The organism is Streptomyces sp. NPDC023481 (assembly GCF_055560195.1).
The window spans coordinates 1-18,331 of record NZ_JBVHJE010000014.1; the positions used below are offsets into that span (position 1 = coordinate 1).

Consider the following 18,331-nt stretch of genomic DNA (forward strand, 5'->3'; position numbering starts at 1 on the left):
CAATCCACACCGAACCGGAAGGCCCTCACCCGTTCAAGATCCCTCAGCCGAGATCTGACTCACCCGTCCACAACCTCCCCGGACAGAACACCTAGGTCGCAGGACGTAGGGCGCTGCTGGTCCCTGCCGACGATGCGGTGGAGCGGCCGCCGTTCCTAGGCTCGGGCCGTCAGCGATCAACCGAGCACCGGAGGCAGCACCGTGATCGTAGTGACCGGCGCGACCGGCAACGTCGGCCGTGCCCTCGTCGAGCGTCTCCTCGCCGCGGGACAGCCCGTGCGGGCCCTGACCCGCGACCCCGAGCGGGCCGCCCTGCCCGAGCGGGCCGAGGTGGTGCGGTACCGGACGGACGACCCCGCCGCCCTGTTCACCGGGGCGACGAAGCTCTTCCTGTACGCCCAGGCGGACACGGCCCCGCTGCTGGCGGCGGCCCGCGAACACGGCGTACGCCACGTCGTGCTGCTCTCCAGCGGCGTCATCCAGGAGGGCGCCGACGAGACCCACCCCATCCACATCATGCACGCCACCGTCGAGCGGCAGATCCGCGACAGCGGACTGGCCTGGACGTTCCTGCGCCCCAACGCCTTCGCCACCAACGCGCTCCAGTACGCCCCGCAGATCCGCGCGGGCGACACCGTGCGCGGCGTCTTCGCGGACGGCCTCTCCGCGCCCATCCACGAGGACGACATCGCGGCCGTCGCCGAACGCGCCCTGCTCGACAGCGGCCACGAGGGCGCCGCGTACCGGCTCACCGGGCCCGAGGCGACCAGCAACGCCGACCAGGTCGCGACGATCGGCGAGGTCCTCGGCCGGAAGCTGACGTTCGTCGAGACCGACCCGGCCGAAGCGGGACCGGAGCTGTTCCCGCACGTGCCGCCGCCCATGCTCGAACGGCTGCTGCAGACCTTCGCCGAGACCGTCGGCGTCCCCCCGGAGATCACCGGCACCGTCGAGGAGCTGACCGGCACCCCGGCCCGCACCTTCGCCCAGTGGGCCCGGGACCACGCCGAGGACTTCCGGGGGTAGCCGGGAACCGGCCCAACACCTCCGCCGGGCACGGCAGTACACACTTTCGGGTTCGGTTCGCCGGGCTTTCGGGACACAGGGCTCCCTTCCGGTACAAGCTGGAACTCCACCCCCAGCCGGAAGCCCGGAGCCACACCGGAAGCCCGGACCCGAGGCGGGGTGCGTGAGCGGAGGAGGGTTCATGAGCACGCCACCCCTGGCCTCGGGCCCCGGCGGCCCCGACGCCCTGCGGCCCCTCCTCGCCACCGTGCTCGACGCCCTCGCGGCCGGCGCCCGCGAGCGTGGCGGACCCCTGCCCGCCGGCGGACCTGACGCCGTCGCCGCCCGCGTCGCCGACGCCCTCGGGGACGTCCTGCCGGACACCGGCGACCCGGACGCCCTGCACACCCTCGTACGGGTGCTCGCCGCGGGCGCCGCCGACCCCGCCGACCCGCTGTGCGCGGCCCATCTGCACTGCCCGCCGCTCGCCGTGGCCGCCGCCGCCGACCTCGCCGCGAGCGTCCTCAACCCCTCACTGGACTCCTGGGACCAGGCACCCTCCGCCTCCGCCCTGGAAGCCGCGGTCGCCCGCACCCTCGCCCGCACCGCCGGCCTCGCCGACGCCCTCGTCACCACCGGCGGCACCGAGTCCAACCAACTCGCCGTGCTGCTGGCCCGCGAGGCGCACGGCGGCAGCGTGCGCCTGGTGTGCGGCGCCAACGCCCACCACTCGCTGCCCCGCGCCGCCTGGCTGCTCGGCCTGCCCGACCCGGTCGTGATCCCCACGCCGAACGGCACTCTGGACCCGGCCGCCCTCGACGAGGCGCTCACCGCGCTCCCCGGCCCGCTGCTCGTCGCCGCCACCGCCGGCACCACCGCCGCCGGACTCATCGACCCGCTGCCCGAGATCGCCGGCCTGTGCACCGCCCACGGCGCCCGACTGCACATCGACGCGGCCTACGGCGGCGGCCTCCTGTTCAGCGACCGGCACCGCGACCGACTCGCCGGCCTCGAAGCCGCCCACACCCTCACCCTCGACCTGCACAAGCTCGGCTGGCAGCCGGTCGCCGCCGGGCTCCTCGCCCTCGCCCGCCCGCACGAACTCGCCGCCCTCCACCAGCGCGCCGACTACCTGAACGCCGACGACGACACCGAGGCCGGACTCCCCGACCTGCTCGGCCGCTCCCCGCGCACCAGCCGCCGCCCCGACGTCCTGAAGATCGCCGTCACCCTCAAGACGCTGGGCCGCGGCGGGCTCGGCGCCCTGACCGACCAGGTCTGCGCCCGGGCCCGCGAGTTCGCCGCGCTCGTCGGCCGACACCCCGGCTTCGAGCTGTACGACCATCCGGTCATCAGCACCGTCCTGTTCCGCCCGGCCGGCGCCGACGACACCACCGTGGCCGCCGTCCGCCGCCGGCTGCTGCACGACGGCCGGGCCGTCCTCGGCCGCGCCCGGATCGACGGCCGGCTCTGGCTCAAGGCCACCGTCCTCAACCCCCACACCCGGCCGGACGACCTGGCCCAGCTGCTCGAACTCGCCGACCCCGCCCGGCAGGCCGAACCCGCCGGACCGGCCGGAGCCGCCGACGCAGCCGGACCCGCCGACCTCGCCGCCCTCGCCGAAGGACACACCCCCGCATGACCACCCACCCCCCACACCACGACCCCGCCGCCCCCCGCGACCTGGTCGGCATCGGCATCGGCCCGTGCAACCTCTCCCTCGCCGCGCTCGCCCACCCGCTCGCCGAACTCGACGCCGTCTTCTACGAACAGCGCCCCCGCTTCGACTGGCACCCCGGACTGCTCATCGAGGGCGCCACCGTCCAGGTGCCCTTCCTCGCCGACCTGGTGACCCTCGCCGACCCCACCAGCCCCTGGAGCTTCCTCAACTACCTCAGGACCCGCGAGCGGCTTTTCCCCTTCTACTTCGCCGAGCGCTTCCACGCCCAGCGCGCCGACTACGACGCCTACTGCCGCTGGGTCGCGCAGTCCCTGCCCGGGCTGCGCTTCCGCCACCAGGTCGACGCCGTCGGCTGGAACCCCGAACAGGACGTGTTCGAGGTCGACTTCACCCGGCTCGACGCCGAGGGCGAGGCCGAGGAACCCGGCCGCGTCCACACCCGCAACGTCGTCCTCGGCATCGGCAGCGAGCCGCACGTCCCCGACCCCCTGCGGCCCCTGGTGGACGCCCCCGGCGTGCCCGTCGTCCACGCCGCCGACTACCTCGACCACCGCGACCGCATCCTCACCGCCGGGCACGTCACCGTCGTCGGCTCGGGGCAGTCCGGCGCCGAGGTCTTCCTCGACCTGCTCCGGCACCGCCCGGCCGGCCGGGAGAAGCTGCACTGGATCGGCCGGACCGAGGCGTTCGCGCCCATGGAGTACTCCAAGCTCGGCCTGGAGCACTTCACGCCCGACTACACGCGCTACTTCCACGCCCTCGCCGAACCCGTCCGCGACCGGCTGACCGCCGCCCAGTGGCAGCTGCACAAGGGCGTCGACGCCGGCACCCTCGCCGCCATCCACGACGAGCTGTACCGGCGCACCCTGGACGGCGGCTGGCCCGACGCCGTCCTCACCCCCGGCGTCCGTGTCCGCACCGCCGGCCGCATCGCCACCACCGGGGTCGAACTGCACCTGGAGCACCTCCAGCAGGGCAGCCGCTCCCGGCTCACCACCGATGCCGTCGTCCTCGCCACCGGCTACCGGGACCGTCCGCTCGACCGCCTTCTCGCCGGACTCGACCCTTACATCCGCCGTGACAGCGGCGAACGCCCGCGTGTGGACGCGGAGTTCCGTCTCGTACTCGACCCCTCGGTCACCGGCTCCGTCTACGTGCAGAACGCCGAACTGCACACGCACGGCGTCGGCGCCCCCGACCTCGGCCTGGCCGCGTGGCGCAGCGCCACCATCCTCAACTCGCTCACCGGCAAGGAGCCGTACCCGCTGCCACAGCGCACGGCCTTCACCTCCTTCGGCCTGGAGCAGCAGACCGCCCGGGTGCCGCAGGGCAGGCAGCCGAGACAGCTCACCCCGCTCGTCGACGGGAGGTGAGCGGCCGGGGCCCGCGCGGGCGCCCCGGCCACCGCCGGCGACCTGCCACTCCGTGGGTCTAGAAGACCGGCTTGCCGTCCCGCACCAGCTTCCAGTCCACCGACGCGAAGTCCTTCGGGTCCAGGACACCCTTCGCGGTCACCCACTCCGCGATCCGGGTGCGGATCTCCGTCGACTCCGACCACAGTTCCTTGGCGGCGGCGACGTACGGGAAGGCACCACCGCCGTTGGCCCGGTAGTTGTTCACCGCGAGCACGAACTGCCGGTCGTCGGCCAGCGGGGCGCCGCCGTAGGTCAGGTTCCTGATCCGCGACCCGGCCGGCTGGGCGATGTCGATGTCGTACGACAGCCCCGAGACGTAGTCGTAGTTGTAGTCCGGGCGGTCGCCGGCGTTGGTCAGCTTGTCCACGTCGACCGGGGCGTCGGCGGCCGTCTGGACGTAGTACTGCGCCGAGTACTCCAGGTAGGCCCGCACCTGGGCGCCCGTCAGCAGCTTGGCGACCAGCGTGTTGTCGTAGACGTACAGGCCCGACAGGTCCCGGATGGTGACGTCGCCGGCCGGGATCTCGGAGGTCCGGGAGAACGGCGAGGCCTGGGCGATTACCGGCAGCGAGGCGTACTCGGTGCCCGCGAGCGCCGCCTTGACCACGTCCTCCTGGACCTTGGTGATCAGGTCGATGATCGGGGCGTCCTTATAGCGGGCCTCGGCCGTCGTCAGGGTCTCGGTGGCCCGGCCCACGACCTGGTTGACGTACGCGACGACCTTCCGGTGCTCGTCGGTGAGCAACCTGGTGATCTTCGGGTCGTCGGCGACGGAGTTGGAGTTTCGCAGGGACGCGGAGACCGACTCGACCTCCCAGCGGCCCTTGACGAACGCCAGCTCGATGTCGAAGAGGGTGAGCCGCTCGGCGAAGCACAGCGGCTCGGACAGGACGACCGTCCGGCCGGTCCGCTCGTTGACGACCTTCATCTCCGGGATCTCCACGTGCGCGTGGCCGACCAGGATCGCGTCGATCCCGGGCACCTGCCGCGCCACGTTGGCCGCCGCGTTCTCCACGTACGGCACCTGGTCGCCGTACGACGACGTGCCCGAGGTGCCCGAGTGCGCGGAGACGACGACCACGTCCGCGCCCATCGACCGCAGCTTCGGCACCCACTTGGCGGCCTGCTCCTCCAGGCCCGGGAACGCCAGCCTGCCCTGGACGTAGGCCTTGTCCCAGATCGCGATGCCCGGGTTGGTCAGGCCCAGCACGGCGACCTTGACCGGCTTGGCGCCCGGCACGTGGAACGTCTTCATGAAGTACGGCGGGAACGCGGGCCTCAGCGTCTTGGCGTCGACGGCGTTGGCGCCGAGCAGCGGGAAGTGGAGCTGGCGCTCGAAGGTGCGCAGCGTCTCGATGCCGTAGTTGAACTCGTGGTTGCCGAGGGCCGCCGCGTCGTACCCGATCGCGTTCATCGCCTGCGCCATCGGGTGCACGGGGCCGCCCTTGGCGGTGATCGGGTCCACCTTGGCGTAGTAGTACGTCAGCGGGGTGCCCTGGATGGTGTCACCGGCGTCCAGCAGCAGGGTGTTGCGGCGGCCCTTCTCCTTGCGTACCTGCTCGACCAGGGTGGAGATCCGGGCGAGGCCCGTCGCGTTGCCCGCCGCGTCGGAGTACTCCGCGTCCTTGAAGTAGTCCCAGTTGAAGACGTGCCCGTGCAGGTCGGTGGTGCCCATGACGGTCAGGGAGTACCGCTTCGGGGCGCGTCCGGGCTTCCCGGCCTCCGCCGCCTCGGCCGCCGGGGCCGCCGCCGCACCGGCGACCGCCACTCCCGCTCCTGTGGCGGCGGACTTCTTCAGGAACCTCCGGCGGTTCAACGGCATATCTCGGATCTCCTTGGCGATGGTCGAACAACGCGCGTAGATGATGCGCGTAGATTCTGACCTGAGCATGACTTCCGATAACAGGTCCGGAAGGTTGCGATCTGGTGACCATCGCTCAGAGGAGCGAACCCCCGCACAATTCAACAGTTGTCAATAAGCCTTTGCCCAAAGTCTGTTGAGTAGTCACACGACGCCAATTCCCTACCCGCGGGTAAGCCCTAGGCTCGACCCATGCGCCGAGCAAAGATCGTCTGTACATTGGGGCCCGCCACCGACTCGTACGACCAGATCAAGGCACTGGTCGAGGCCGGAATGGACGTCGCCCGCTTCAACCTCAGCCACGGCACGCACGCCGAGCACGAGGCGCGTTACCAGCGCGTGCGAAAGGCGGCCGACGAGACCGGCCGCAGCGTAGGGATCCTCGCCGACCTTCAGGGCCCGAAGATCCGGCTCGGCCGTTTCGCCGAAGGACCGGTACTGCTTGAACGCGGCGACACCTTCACCATCACCGTGGAGGACGGCGTCGAGGGCGACCGCCACCAGTGCGGCACCACGTACGCCGGTCTCGCCGCCGACGTCACCCCCGGCGAGCGCATCCTCGTGGACGACGGCAGGGTCTGCCTGGAGGTCACCGCCGTCGACGGCCCCCGCGTGCGCACCCGGGTCCTCGAAGGCGGTGTCGTCTCCGACCACAAGGGCCTGAACCTGCCCGGCGTGGCCGTCTCCGTGCCCGCCCTGTCCGAGAAGGACCGCGACGACCTGCGCTGGGCGCTGCGCACCGGCTTCGACGTGATCGCCCTGTCCTTCGTCCGCAGCGGCGACGACGCCGCGGACGTGCACCGGATCATGGCCGACGAGGGCCGCCGCCTCCCGGTGATCGCCAAGATCGAGAAGCCGCAGGCCGTACAGAACCTCGACGGCATCGTGGCCGCCTTCGACGGGCTGATGGTGGCCCGCGGCGACCTGGGTGTCGAGATGCCGCTGGAGCAGGTGCCCATCGTCCAGAAGCGCGCCGTCGGCCTCGCCAGGCGCAACGCCAAGCCGGTGATCGTCGCCACCCAGATGCTCGACTCGATGATCGAGAACTCCCGGCCCACCCGCGCGGAGGCGTCCGACGTCGCCAACGCGGTCCTCGACGGCACCGACGCGGTGATGCTCTCCGGCGAGACCAGCGTCGGCAAGTACCCGGTCGAGACCGTGCGCACCATGGCGAAGATCGTCGCGGCGGCCGAGGAGGAGGTGCTGGCCAAGGGTCTGCCGCCGCTGACCGAGCGGAACAAGCCGCGCACCCAGGGCGGCGCGGTCGCCCGGGCCGCCGCCGAGATGGGCGACTTCCTCGGCGCGAAGTTCCTGGTGGCGTTCACCCAGTCGGGCGATACCGCCCGCCGTCTCTCCCGCTACCGCTCCCCGATCCCGCTCCTGGCCTTCACCCCCGAGCCGGCCACCCGCTCCCAGCTCAGCCTCTCCTGGGGTACGGAGACCTACCTCGGCCCGCACGTGGAGTCCACGGACGCGATGGTCGACCAGGTGGACGAGCTGCTGCTGAAGTTCGGCCGCTGCCGGAAGGGGGATGTCGTGGTGATCACGGCCGGCTCGCCGCCGGGGGTCTCCGGCTCGACCAACATGGTCCGGGTCCACCACATCGGGGAGGACGACAGCCCCAGGTGAGAGGCGGGGCCCATTCGGGGCGACAACGGCTCGACCTTGAAAAGAAAGGAAAAGTACCCCGGGTGGGATTCGAACCCACGCTGTCGGTGGTTTGAGCACCGTGTCTCTACCGCTGGACTACCGGGGCTTCCTCTGAAACGAAGATCGGCGGTCACCCGCCGTGCTCTACCTTACCGCAGCTAGGTAGGCTCTTGTCAGCAGTACCCCTGCCCTGAACGAGGAGCCCCCGTGACCGCCCCCGAGTCGCCCCAGCCCGTAGACGCGCCCGACGACGACAAGTCGCACGTGCCTCCGCTGACGACCCGTGTCGTCATCGCCGAGGACGAGGCCCTGATCCGGCTCGACCTCAAGGAGATGCTGGAGGAGGAGGGGTACACGGTCGTCGGCGAGGCCGGGGACGGTGAGCAGGCGGTGGAGCTGGCCCGCGAGCACAGGCCGGACCTGGTCATCCTGGACGTGAAGATGCCCAAGCTGGACGGCATCTCCGCGGCCGAGAAGATCGCCGAGGAGTCCATCGCGCCGGTCCTGATGCTCACCGCCTTCTCGCAGCGCGACCTGGTCGAGCGCGCCCGGGACGCCGGTGCCATGGCCTACCTGGTGAAGCCGTTCAGCAAGAGCGACGTCGTCCCCGCGATCGAGATGGCCGTCTCCCGGTTCACCGAGCTGAAGCAGCTGGAGCAGGAGGTCGCCGACCTCACCCTGCGGCTGGAGACCCGCAAGCTGGTCGACCGGGCCAAGTCCATCCTGCAGACCGAGTACGGGCTGACCGAGCCGGCCGCGTTCCGCTGGATCCAGAAGACCTCCATGGACCGCCGCATGTCGATGCAGCAGGTCGCGGAGGCGGTCATCGCGGACAACGACGAGAAGAAGGCGGCCAAGAAGAGCTGACCGCCGCCCCATCGCGTACGACGAGGCCCGCGCCCCGGAGAAGGGGGCGCGGGCCTCGCGCGCTGACGGGTCAGTCCTCGCCGAGGTAGGCCTTGCGGACGGACTCGTCGTGCAGCAGGTCCTGCCCGGTGCCGGACAGGACGATGGTGCCGACGTCCATGACATGGCCCTGGTCGGCGAGGGAGAGCGCGGCCTGGGCGTTCTGCTCGACCAGCAGGATCGTGGTGCCCTGCGCCTTCAGCTCCGCGATCGTCGCCATGATCTTCTGCATCATGATCGGCGACAGGCCCATCGACGGCTCGTCCAGCATCAGCAGCTTCGGCTGGGACATCAGTGCCCTGCCCATGGCGAGCATCTGCTGCTCGCCGCCGGAGAGGGTGCCCGCGGCCTGCTTGCGCCGCTCCCCGAGGATGGGGAAGAGGTCGTAGGCGCGCTGGATGTCCTTCTCGATGCCCGGCTTGTCGTTGCGCAGGAACGCGCCGAGGCGCAGGTTGTCCTCGATGCTCATGCGCGGGAAGATGTGCCGGCCCTCGGGGGAGTGGGCGAGGCCCAGGGAGACCACCTGGTGGGCGGGCACCTTCTTCAGTGACCTGCCGTTGAACCTGATCTGTCCGCCGACCGGCTTCAGCAGCCCGGAGAGCGTGCGCAGGGTGGTGGTCTTGCCGGCGCCGTTGGTGCCGATGAGGGTGACGACCTGACCGGCCTCGACCTTGAAGGAGATGCCCTTGACGGCCTCGATCTTGCCGTAGGCGACTCTCAGGTCCTCGACTTCCAGCAGTGCGGTCATCGGTCGTTCTCCTTGCCGGGCGCGGCGTCGGTCGTGGTGTCGGCGCGTGCGCCGGAGGCCTCGGCCGTGGTCTCGGCGTGCGCTTCGGCGGCCTCGACCTCGGCCACCTCTTCGGCGCCGGGCGCGTTCTCGAAGGGCTCGCCGAGGTAGGCCGCGACCACGCGTTCGTCGCCCTGGACGGTGGCGCTGTCCCCCTCGATCAGCTTCTCGCCCTGCACGAGCACGGCCACGCGGTCGCACAGGTTGAAGATGAAGCGCATGTCGTGCTCGATGACGAGGACGGCGATGCCCATGTCCCGGACGGCGAAGACCAGTTCCTCGGTGGCCCGGGTCTCCTGCGGGTTCATGCCGGCCGTCGGCTCGTCGAGCAGCAGCAGCCCGGGCTCGCTGGCCAGGGCGCGGGCGATCTCCAGCTTGCGCTGTTCGCCGTAGGGCAGGTTGCGGGCGAGGTGGTCGGCCTTGTGTTCCAGGCCGACGAACGCCAGCAGTTCCATGGACCGGTCCCGGGAGGCCTTTTCGGCCCGGTGGAATCCGGGGCCGCGCAGCACGGCGGACCAGAAGCCCTCCTTGGTGCGGGTGTGCCGGCCGACGAGCACGTTCTCCAGGACGGTCATGTTGGCGAACAGCCGGATGTTCTGGAAGGTGCGCGCGATGCCGGCCGCGGTGACCTTGAAGGACTTGGGCGGCAGGACGGTGCCCTTGTACCGGACTTCGCCTTCTGTGGGGACGTACAGGCCGGTCAGGCAGTTGAAGAAGGTGGTCTTGCCGGCGCCGTTGGGGCCGATGAGGCCGACGATCTCGCCGGCGCCGACGGAGAGGTCGACGCCGCGTACGGCGGTCAGGCCGCCGAAGCGCATGGTCACGCCGCGGGCGTCGAGGACGGTCTCGCCGGGCGCGGCGGCGCCGGGGGTGGTGCCCTTGGGGGTGGTGTCGGTGGTCATGGTGGTCAGGCCCCCGCCTTCGTCAGGAGGGTGGGTGCTTCCGCGTCCTCGTGGAACTCGAGCTGGCGGCGCCGGTTGGGGATGAGGCCCTCGGGGCGGAACCGCATCAGCAGGATGAGCGCGAGCCCGAAGGCGAAGAGCTGGTAGTTGCCGAGGAACTGGAGCTTGTTCGGGATGAGGAAGAGCAGGGCCGCGCCGATCAGCGGGCCGCTGATGGTGCCCATGCCGCCGAGGACGACCGCGGCGAGCAGGAACGCCGAGTTGGGCGGGATGGGCCCGGCGAACAGGTACTGCTCGGGGGTCACGGTGTAGGTGACGTGGGCCTGGACGGTGCCGGCCAGACCGGCGAGCGAGGCGCCGACGGCGAAGGCGATGAGCTTGACCCGGAAGCCGTTGATGCCCATGGCGAGCGCGGCGGTCTCGTCCTCGCGGATGGCCACCCAGGCGCGTCCGATGCGGGAGTTGCCGCTGCGGCGGAAGACCAGCACCACGACCGCGGTGATGACCAGCATCAGGAAGAAGTAGTTGGCGAACCGGCCGATGGTGAAGCCGCCCATGTCGTGCTGGGCGCCGAAGTCGAAGCCGAGGACGTCGAGGTTCGGGATGGACGAGATGCCGTTGGAGCCGTTGGTGATGTCGGGCCCGGAGGTGCCGTCGAGGTTGTTCGCCGTGATGCGGAAGATCTCACCGAAGCCGAGGGTGACGATGGCGAGGTAGTCGCCGCGCAGCCGCAGCGTCGGGGCGCCGATGAGGACGCCGAAGACGAGCGAGGCGGCGGCGCCGACCAGGACGGCGGCCCAGAACGGGAAGTGCACGTGGAAGGGGGAGCTGGGGGAGCCGGACACCAGGGCGGCCGCGTAGGCGCCGACGCCGAGGAAGGCGACGTAACCGAGGTCGAGGAGGCCGGCGAGGCCGACGACGATGTTCAGGCCGAGGGCGACGGTGGCGAAGATCAGGATGTAGACGCCGAGGGTCGCGTACTGGTCGTCGGTCTGGGTGAAGGGGAACAGCGCCGCCGCGACGAAGGCGCCGCAGATGGTGATGTTCGAGTGGCGGGAGGCGATCTGCGAGGCGTGGGCGATCACACCGGCCTTGTTGAGGGCGGCGAAGCCGAAGCCCGCGGTGATGAGGAAGCCGATGAACAGCTCGTCGTACTCGGTGCCGATGCCGTAGGTGAAGACGACCAGGCCGAGCGCGAGCATCACCACGATGATCAGGATCTCGGCGTACGACGGGAGCGCGGCCACGGGGCGGGGGGAGCCGGCGGCGAAGACCGCCTTGGTGATCTCCCACTTGTGCGCGGCGCCTTGCCGGAACTTCTCCCGGCCGGTGTCGTCGGGGTCGACCGGGTCGGCCTCGGGCCGGCGGAAGGGCAGGGACAGCGCGCCGGCGAACGCGGCGAGGCTGGCGACGGCGACGAGGATGCCGCCGGGTTCGAGGTTGACGACGCCGCCGAGGTCGACGCTGATCGCGATGACCGTGAACCACGCGGTGGCGAAGGTCGCCAGGGTCGCGAACTTCAGGGCCGCGTCGGGACCGGCGGGCACCAGCCAGCCGAGGCCCCGCACGCCGTAGGAGGCCAGCGAGAAGAGGGTGGCGAGGGCCGCGCCGATGAGCACGAGGACCTGCAGGCCGCCCGGGTAGCCGTAGACGGTGAGGTCGCCGGGGAAGTCGGAGGTCCAGGTCCAGGCGAGGAAGGTGGAGACGATGGTCACGGCGCTGCCGCCGAGGGCGAGGGCACGGGCGGCCTTCTCCGGCAGGGGCAGCAGCCCGGCCGGGGTGTCGGTCCCGCGAGCGCCGGGGGTGTCGGGCGCGGTGGTCTGTGTGGTCATCGGTCTCACGCCCTGTCCGCGACGCGCTCGCCGAGCAGGCCCTGTGGCCTGAACAGCAGTACGAGGATGAGGAGTACGAAGGCCCAGACGTCGGCCCAGGACTGGCTGCCGAACTTGTCCATGCCGGGGATGTCGGCGATGTAGGCGGTGGCCAGGGTCTCGGCCACGCCGAGGACCACGCCGCCGATCATGGCGCCGTAGATGTTGCCGATGCCGCCGAGGACGGCCGCGGTGAACGCCTTCAGACCGAGGATGAAGCCCATACGGAAGTTGATCTCGCCGTACTTCAGGCCGTAGGCGACGGCTCCGACGGCGGCGAACGCGGCGCCGAGCGCGAACGCGATCACGATGATGCGGTCGGTGTTGACGCCCATCAGCTTCGCGGTGTCCGGATCCTGCGCGGTGGCCTGCATACCGCGCCCGGTGCGGGTCTTCAGTACGAACCAGGCGAGGACCGCCATGCTGATCGGTGCCGCGCAGACGAGGAAGATGTCGCCGGTCTGGATGGTGACGCTGCCGATCTCGAAGGGGCCGCCGGAGATCTGCGGGAAGGTGCGCGCGGACTTCGCCTCCGGGTACCAGGCCCACACCGCCTGCTGCAGGGCCAGCGAGAGGCCGATGGCGGTGATCAGGGGGGCGAGGCGCGGGGCGGTGCGGAGGGGCCGGTAGGCGAATCGTTCCGCTCCGACGGCGATGGCGACCGCGACGACGACGGCGCCCACGATCATCAGCGGCAGCGCGAGCCACATGCTGGTGCCGCCGGGCAGCCAGAGCCAGACCGTGAGGGCGCCGAACGCGCCGGTCATGAATATCTCGCCGTGGGCGAAGTTGATGAGCTGGACAATGCCGTAGACCATGGTGTAGCCGATGGCGACCAGCCCGTACATGGATCCTAGTAGCAGGCCGTTGACCAGCTGCTGCGGCAGTTCGTTCACCGCATGTCCTCCGAGCGTTCGGAAAGTGCGAGGGATGTGGCCGGATGCGAGTCCGCGCGGGACGCCAGTGGAACAGCGCCCCGCGCGGCTCTTGAGGGGGTCGGGCGTGGATCAGCCGGTGTAGGTACCGGACTTGACGGGCGTCCAGGCACCGTTCTTCACGGCGTACACGGTCAGCTGCTTGTTGGTGGCGTCGCCGAACTCGTCGAAGGAGACCTTGCCGGTCACGCCGTCGAAGGCCACGCCCTGCATGGCCTCGGTGACCTTGGCGCGGGCGTCGTCGGGGAGCTTGCCGCCGTTGGCGTCGACGACCTTCTTCACTGCCTCGATGATCGCCCACGCGGAGTCGTAGGCGTAGCCGCCGTAGGCGGAGAACTCCTCCTTGTAGCCGGCGGCCTTGTAGTCCGTCACGTACTGCTTGGCGGAGGGCAGGTCCTCGACGGGGGCGCCGACGGAGGTGGCCAGGTCGCCGGTGGCCTCGGGGCCCGCCAGCTTCATGAACGTGTCGTCCTTGATGCCGTCGCCGCCGACCAGCGGGATCTTGGCGCCGGCGGCCTTGATCTGCTTGCTCAGCGGTCCGGCCTGCGGGTACTCGCCGCCGTAGTAGACGACCTCGGCACCGGAGTTCTTCACCTTGGTGGCGATGGCGGAGAAGTCCTTGGCGTCGGGGTTGATGTGCTCGGTGCCGACCACCTTGCCGCCGAGCTTCTTGAACTCCGAGGTGAAGGTCGCGGCGAGGCCGGAGCCGTAGGTCTTCTTGTCGTCGATGACGAAGACCTTCTTCTTCTTGGCGGTGTTGTAGACGTACTGGGCGGCGAACGGGCCCTGGATGGCGTCCGTGGTCGCGGTGCGGAAGTACGCCTTGTACGGGCGGACCTTCTTGGTCTGCCAGTCCGGGCCCTGGGTCAGGGCCGGCCCGGTGTTGGCCGGGGAGACCTGCACCAGTTTGGCGTCGTCGAAGACCTTCTGCATCGACTCGGCGACCGAGGAGTTCAGCGGGCCGACGACGCCCAGGACGCCCGGCTCGGAGACGAATTTCGAGGCGTTCTGCTGGCCGGCGGACGGCTGCGCCTGGTCGTCGAGGGATTCGATCTTGAAGGTGATGCCCTTGACGGTCTTCTGCTTGTTGGCGTTCCGGACGGCGAGGTCCGCCGAGTTCTTGATGCCCAGGCCCATGGCGGACAGGTCGCCGGTCAGGGGGGCGTCGACACCGATGACGACGGTGTTGCCGTCGTTGCCGGAGCCGGATCCCTTGTCGCCGCTGTCGCGCGAGCCGCAGGCGGTGAGGGTGAGCGCTCCCGCCGCCAGCGCGGCGGTGATGGCGATAAGCGAACGTTGACGCACGATCAGTCCTTTCCCCAGGCACAACCGCCTCCCCGTGGAAGCGGCCGAGTCGCGCGCCGCGCTGATTTTGGACAATCCGAAGGCGCGGTGACTGGCCGTGACTCTAAGCGTGTGTGGGGAACGTGGAGGAGTGTCTGGCGGAGGCTGTGACGCTCTTGTTATGACACGACGTAATACAGAGCGGTACTGCGTGGGTTGGAAGGGGGAATTCAGGTGGATTCGCGCCGTCCACATTCTGAGAATCCGCAGGACTCGCCATGATCATTCCAGGCGTCTCGGCTGTTTTGGTGATGACCGAGTTCTGTTGCCGCGGGCTACTCGCATGACGTGGGAGAGGTTCTGTGCGTAGTGCGTCCGCGGGATGGAGCTGCGCGTCTGTATTACGTGCGCATTACGCAGAGTTACGTCCAGGAAAGGGAGTCCGGCGTTCCTCGGGGGCTTTTCGGGAGTGGACTGTCGGCTGCGTGCTCCGGAGCACGGGTGCCGCTCATGCCCAGGGAGCTCCGCCCGGGGTCCCGTGGCGGTAGCGCTCGGTGCACGCGGTGCGCGCCTGACGGATGATCAACTCATCGGCCGTCGCAGCTCCCTGACGTCGTTTCACGGACCGGGCGGCGTCCACCACGTCCCGCAGGATCTCGTACTGACCGTGGGACAGGCCCATCGACTGGTAGTCGCCGTAGGAGTCACCGGCGAGGACCTCGCGCGACCAGTAGGTGACGAGCCGCGCGCACAGGTCGGCGTCGGGGGTGGGGTGTGCGGGGGCCCGCTGGGCGCAGCCCGGCGCGCACAGTGCCAGCGCGAGCACCAGGAACCCCATCCCCGGCCGGGGGCCTCCTCGCCGTCCCATGTGCCGAAGCTAAGGGGAGGGAGGGCGAGGGGCAACGCTCCGGTCGGACTCAGCTGCCGGCGGGCTCTGCGGGCCCGTCGCCCGGCCGTACGTCCCGCAGCAGGCAGGTCAGCCGGGCGGTGCAGACCCGGCGGCCCTCCTCGTCGCTGATCACGATCTCGTACGTCGCCGTCGACCGGCCCCGGTGCACCGGCGTGGCCACGCCCGTCACCAGGCCCGAGCGGACCCCGCGGTGGTGCGTGCAGTTCAGGTCCACCCCGACCGCGATCTTCGAGGAGCCGCCGTGCAGCATCGAGCCGACCGAGCCCAGGGTCTCGGCGAGCACCGCGGAGGCGCCGCCGTGCAGCAGGCCGTACGGCTGGGTGTTGCCCTCCACCGGCATCGTCCCGACGACCTTGTCCGCCGAGGCCTCCAGGATCTCCACACCCATACGCGTGCCCAGGTGCCCGGCCGAGAACAGGGAGGGCAGGTCCACACCGAGCGCCGCGTACTCGTCGAGGACCTTCTGCGGGAACTTCACTCGCTGCTGCTCACCCATGGATCCGGCTCCGTTCGTCGTCCAGCTGGCTGCTCGCTGAGCAAACGCTCAGTCGGCCGCCGATTGTTCCAGACGGCCCGGCGTCTCCCCCGCGGGGTTCTCCAGGCGCACGACGACGGACTTGCTGGCCGGGGTGTTGCTGGTGTCGGCGGTGGCGTCCAGCGGCACCAGCACGTTCGTCTCCGGGTAGTAGGCCGCCGCACACCCCCGGGCCGTCGGGTACAGCACCACCCGGAAGCCGGGCGCCCGCCGCTCCACCCCGTCCTGCCACTCGCTCACCAGGTCGACGTACGCCCCCTCGGCGACCCCGAGCGCGCGGGCGTCCTCGGGGTGCACCAGCACCACCCGGCGCCCGCCGGTGATGCCCCGGTACCGGTCGTCCAGGCCGTAGATCGTGGTGTTGTACTGGTCGTGCGAGCGCAGGGTCTGCAGCAGCAGCCGTCCCTCGGGCAGCGCCGGGAACTCCACCGGGGCCGCCGTGAAGTTCGCCTTGCCCGTGGCGGTCGGGAAGCGGCGCTCGTCGCGCGGGGCGTGCGGCAGCGCGAAACCGCCGGGCCGCGCCACGCGCGCGTTGAAGTCCTCGAAACCGGGGATCACGCGCGCGATGCGGTCCCGGATCGCCGCGTAGTCCCGCGCGAACTCCTCCCACGGCACGACACTGCGCTCGCCGAGCACCCGGCGCGCGAGCCCGCAGACGATGGCCGGCTCCGACCGCAGCAACGGGCTCGCGGGCTTCAGGCGTCCGCGCGAGGCGTGCACCATGCCCATGGAGTCCTCGACCGTCACGAACTGCTCGCCACCGCCCTGCACATCGCGCTCCGTCCGGCCCAGGGTGGGCAGGATCAGCGCCCGCGCGCCCGTGACCACGTGCGAGCGGTTCAGCTTGGTCGACACGTGCACCGTCAGCCGCGCGCGGCGCATCGCGGCCTCGGTGACCTCGGTGTCGGGCGAGGCGGAGACGAAGTTGCCGCCCATGGCGAAGAACACCTTCGCCTCGCCGTCGCGCAGCGCGCGGATCGCCCGTACGACGTCGAAGCCGTGCTCGCGCGGCGGCGCGAACCCGAACTCCTGCTCCAGGGCGTCCAGGAAGGCCGGGGCGGGCCGCTCGAAGATGCCCATGGTGCGGTCGCCCTGCACGTTGCTGTGCCCGCGCACCGGGCACAGGCCCGCGCCCGGGCGGCCGATGTTGCCGCGCAGCAGCAGGAAGTTGACCACCTCGCGGATGGTCGGGACGGCGTGCTTGTGCTGGGTGAGGCCCATGGCCCAGCAGACGATGGTCCGCTTCGAGGCGAGGACCATGCCGAGGGCCCGCTCGATCTCCGCGCGCGTGAGACCGGTCGCGGTCAGCGTCTCGTCCCAGTCGGCGTCCCGGGCGGCCTTCGCGAACTCCTCGAAACCGTGCGTATGTTCGCGCACGAACTCCTCGTCGACCGCGCCGTCCGTCTCCAGGACAAGCCGGTTCAGGAGCCGGAAGAGCGCCTGGTCACCGCCGATCCGGATCTGCAGGAACAGGTCGGTGAGGGCGGCGCCCCTGAACATGCCCTGCGGGGTCTGCGGGTTCTTGAAGCGCTCCAGGCCCGCCTCGGGCAGCGGATTGACGCTGATGATCCGAGCGCCGTTCGCCTTGGCCTTCTCCAGCGCGGAGAGCATCCGCGGATGGTTCGTGCCCGGGTTCTGGCCCGCGACGATGATCAGGTCGGCCTGGTACAGATCCTCCAGCAGGACGCTGCCCTTGCCGATGCCGATGGTCTCGTTCAGCGCGGACCCGGACGACTCGTGGCACATGTTCGAGCAGTCCGGCAGGTTGTTCGTGCCCAGCTCGCGCGCGAAGAGCTGGTACAGGAACGCCGCCTCGTTGCTGGTGCGCCCCGAGGTGTAGAAGACGGCCTCGTCCGGGGAGCCGAGCGCGGCGATCTCCTCGGCGATGATGTCGAAGGCCCGCTCCCAGGTGACCGGCTCGTAGTGCGTGCCGCCCTCGGGGAGGTACATGGGGTGCGTGAGCCGGCCCTGCTGGCCCAGCCAGTAGCCGCTGCGCCCGGACAGGTCGGCGACGGAGTGCGTGGCGAAGAACTCGGGCGTGACCCGGCGCAGGGTGGCCTCCTCGGCCACCGCCTTGGCGCCGTTCTCGCAGAACTCCGCCGCGTGCCGGTGGTCCGGCTCCGGCCAGGCGCAGCCCGGGCAGTCGAAGCCGTCCTTCTGGTTCACCCGCAGCAGCGTCAGCGCCGTGCGCCGCACACCCATCTGCTGCTGGGCGATGCGCAGCGTGTGCCCGATGGCGGGCAGCCCCGCCGCCGCGTGCTTCGGCTCCGCGACCTGCGGCGCGTCCTGAACCGGATCACCCTTGGGCGGCTTCGTCGCCATCGCACGGTCCCCTTCGACTGCGTGTGAGAAGTACGCGGACGATCCTCCCACGGCGCACTGACAACGGAACCGGGCGGTGACGGACGGCGGCACTGCTCGCGCGCCACCGTTACGGCGGGTGACCGGAGCGCGGCGACCGTTCGGCACGCGACCGGAGCGCGGCCGACCGTACGGCACGTGACCGGAGCGTGGCCGACCGTACGGCACGTGACCGGAGCGCGGCCGACCGTACGGCACGTGACCGGAGCGTGGCCGACCGTACGGCAC

General features: G+C 70.8%; 14 protein-coding genes and 1 tRNA gene. 5 read left to right on the plus strand and 10 right to left on the minus strand.

Features of this window, described 5'->3' with window-relative positions; translation table 11 throughout:
- Positions 1–201 precede the first annotated feature (201 nt).
- From ACZ3ZD_RS25150 to ACZ3ZD_RS25160, 3 genes are all read left to right on the plus strand, one after another.
- Positions 202–1,026, plus strand: a complete 825-nt coding sequence (locus tag ACZ3ZD_RS25150) for an NAD(P)H-binding protein (RefSeq protein ID WP_467401407.1) — start codon at positions 202–204, stop codon at positions 1,024–1,026.
- 181 nt (positions 1,027–1,207) lie between these two features.
- A complete protein-coding gene (locus ACZ3ZD_RS25155) occupies positions 1,208–2,647 on the plus strand; it encodes a pyridoxal phosphate-dependent decarboxylase family protein (protein WP_467401409.1) in 1,440 nt (479 codons plus the stop codon).
- Complete coding sequence (locus tag ACZ3ZD_RS25160) at positions 2,644–4,059, plus strand: lysine N(6)-hydroxylase/L-ornithine N(5)-oxygenase family protein (RefSeq protein ID WP_467401412.1); 1,416 nt, start codon at positions 2,644–2,646, stop codon at positions 4,057–4,059. Before ACZ3ZD_RS25155 ends, ACZ3ZD_RS25160 begins: the two co-directional genes overlap by 4 nt.
- Positions 4,060–4,117: 58 nt before the next feature.
- On the opposite strand, the gene ACZ3ZD_RS25165 is transcribed toward ACZ3ZD_RS25160, so the two are convergent.
- Entirely contained in the window at positions 4,118–5,923 is a 1,806-nt protein-coding gene (locus tag ACZ3ZD_RS25165; RefSeq protein WP_467401414.1) for a bifunctional metallophosphatase/5'-nucleotidase, read from the minus strand.
- A gap of 231 nt (positions 5,924–6,154) precedes the next feature.
- On the opposite strand from ACZ3ZD_RS25165, the gene pyk reads away from it, so the two are divergent.
- On the plus strand, positions 6,155–7,591 hold the full coding sequence (pyk, locus tag ACZ3ZD_RS25170; protein ID WP_467401418.1) for a pyruvate kinase: 1,437 nt from the start codon (positions 6,155–6,157) through the stop codon (positions 7,589–7,591).
- A gap of 54 nt (positions 7,592–7,645) precedes the next feature.
- On the opposite strand, the gene ACZ3ZD_RS25175 is transcribed toward pyk, so the two are convergent.
- Positions 7,646–7,718: transfer RNA gene (locus tag ACZ3ZD_RS25175), tRNA-Leu, on the minus strand.
- A 101-nt stretch (positions 7,719–7,819) separates the two neighbouring features.
- On the opposite strand from ACZ3ZD_RS25175, the gene ACZ3ZD_RS25180 reads away from it, so the two are divergent.
- Positions 7,820–8,479, plus strand: a complete 660-nt coding sequence (locus ACZ3ZD_RS25180; RefSeq protein WP_467401421.1) for an ANTAR domain-containing response regulator — start codon at positions 7,820–7,822, stop codon at positions 8,477–8,479.
- A gap of 70 nt (positions 8,480–8,549) precedes the next feature.
- On the opposite strand, the gene ACZ3ZD_RS25185 is transcribed toward ACZ3ZD_RS25180, so the two are convergent.
- The 8 genes from ACZ3ZD_RS25185 to ACZ3ZD_RS25220 all read right to left on the minus strand — a co-directional run bounded on the left by ACZ3ZD_RS25185 (position 8,550) and on the right by ACZ3ZD_RS25220 (position 18,064).
- Positions 8,550–9,266, minus strand: coding sequence for an ABC transporter ATP-binding protein (locus ACZ3ZD_RS25185; protein WP_467401423.1), 717 nt, complete (start codon positions 9,264–9,266; stop codon positions 8,550–8,552).
- Entirely contained in the window at positions 9,263–10,207 is a 945-nt protein-coding gene (locus tag ACZ3ZD_RS25190; protein ID WP_467401427.1) for an ABC transporter ATP-binding protein, read from the minus strand. Before ACZ3ZD_RS25190 ends, ACZ3ZD_RS25185 begins: the two co-directional genes overlap by 4 nt.
- A gap of 5 nt (positions 10,208–10,212) precedes the next feature.
- Positions 10,213–12,039, minus strand: a complete 1,827-nt coding sequence (locus tag ACZ3ZD_RS25195; protein WP_467401431.1) for a branched-chain amino acid ABC transporter permease — start codon at positions 12,037–12,039, stop codon at positions 10,213–10,215.
- A 5-nt stretch (positions 12,040–12,044) separates the two neighbouring features.
- Positions 12,045–12,974, minus strand: coding sequence for a branched-chain amino acid ABC transporter permease (locus tag ACZ3ZD_RS25200; protein WP_467401434.1), 930 nt, complete (start codon positions 12,972–12,974; stop codon positions 12,045–12,047).
- A gap of 111 nt (positions 12,975–13,085) precedes the next feature.
- Positions 13,086–14,318, minus strand: a complete 1,233-nt coding sequence (locus tag ACZ3ZD_RS25205; protein WP_467401438.1) for a branched-chain amino acid ABC transporter substrate-binding protein — start codon at positions 14,316–14,318, stop codon at positions 13,086–13,088.
- A gap of 487 nt (positions 14,319–14,805) precedes the next feature.
- On the minus strand, positions 14,806–15,165 hold the full coding sequence (locus tag ACZ3ZD_RS25210) for a hypothetical protein (RefSeq protein WP_467401440.1): 360 nt from the start codon (positions 15,163–15,165) through the stop codon (positions 14,806–14,808).
- A 49-nt stretch (positions 15,166–15,214) separates the two neighbouring features.
- Entirely contained in the window at positions 15,215–15,703 is a 489-nt protein-coding gene (locus tag ACZ3ZD_RS25215) for a hotdog fold thioesterase (protein ID WP_467401442.1), read from the minus strand.
- 48 nt (positions 15,704–15,751) lie between these two features.
- Complete coding sequence (locus ACZ3ZD_RS25220) at positions 15,752–18,064, minus strand: FdhF/YdeP family oxidoreductase (protein ID WP_467401444.1); 2,313 nt, start codon at positions 18,062–18,064, stop codon at positions 15,752–15,754.
- Positions 18,065–18,331 lie beyond the last annotated feature (267 nt).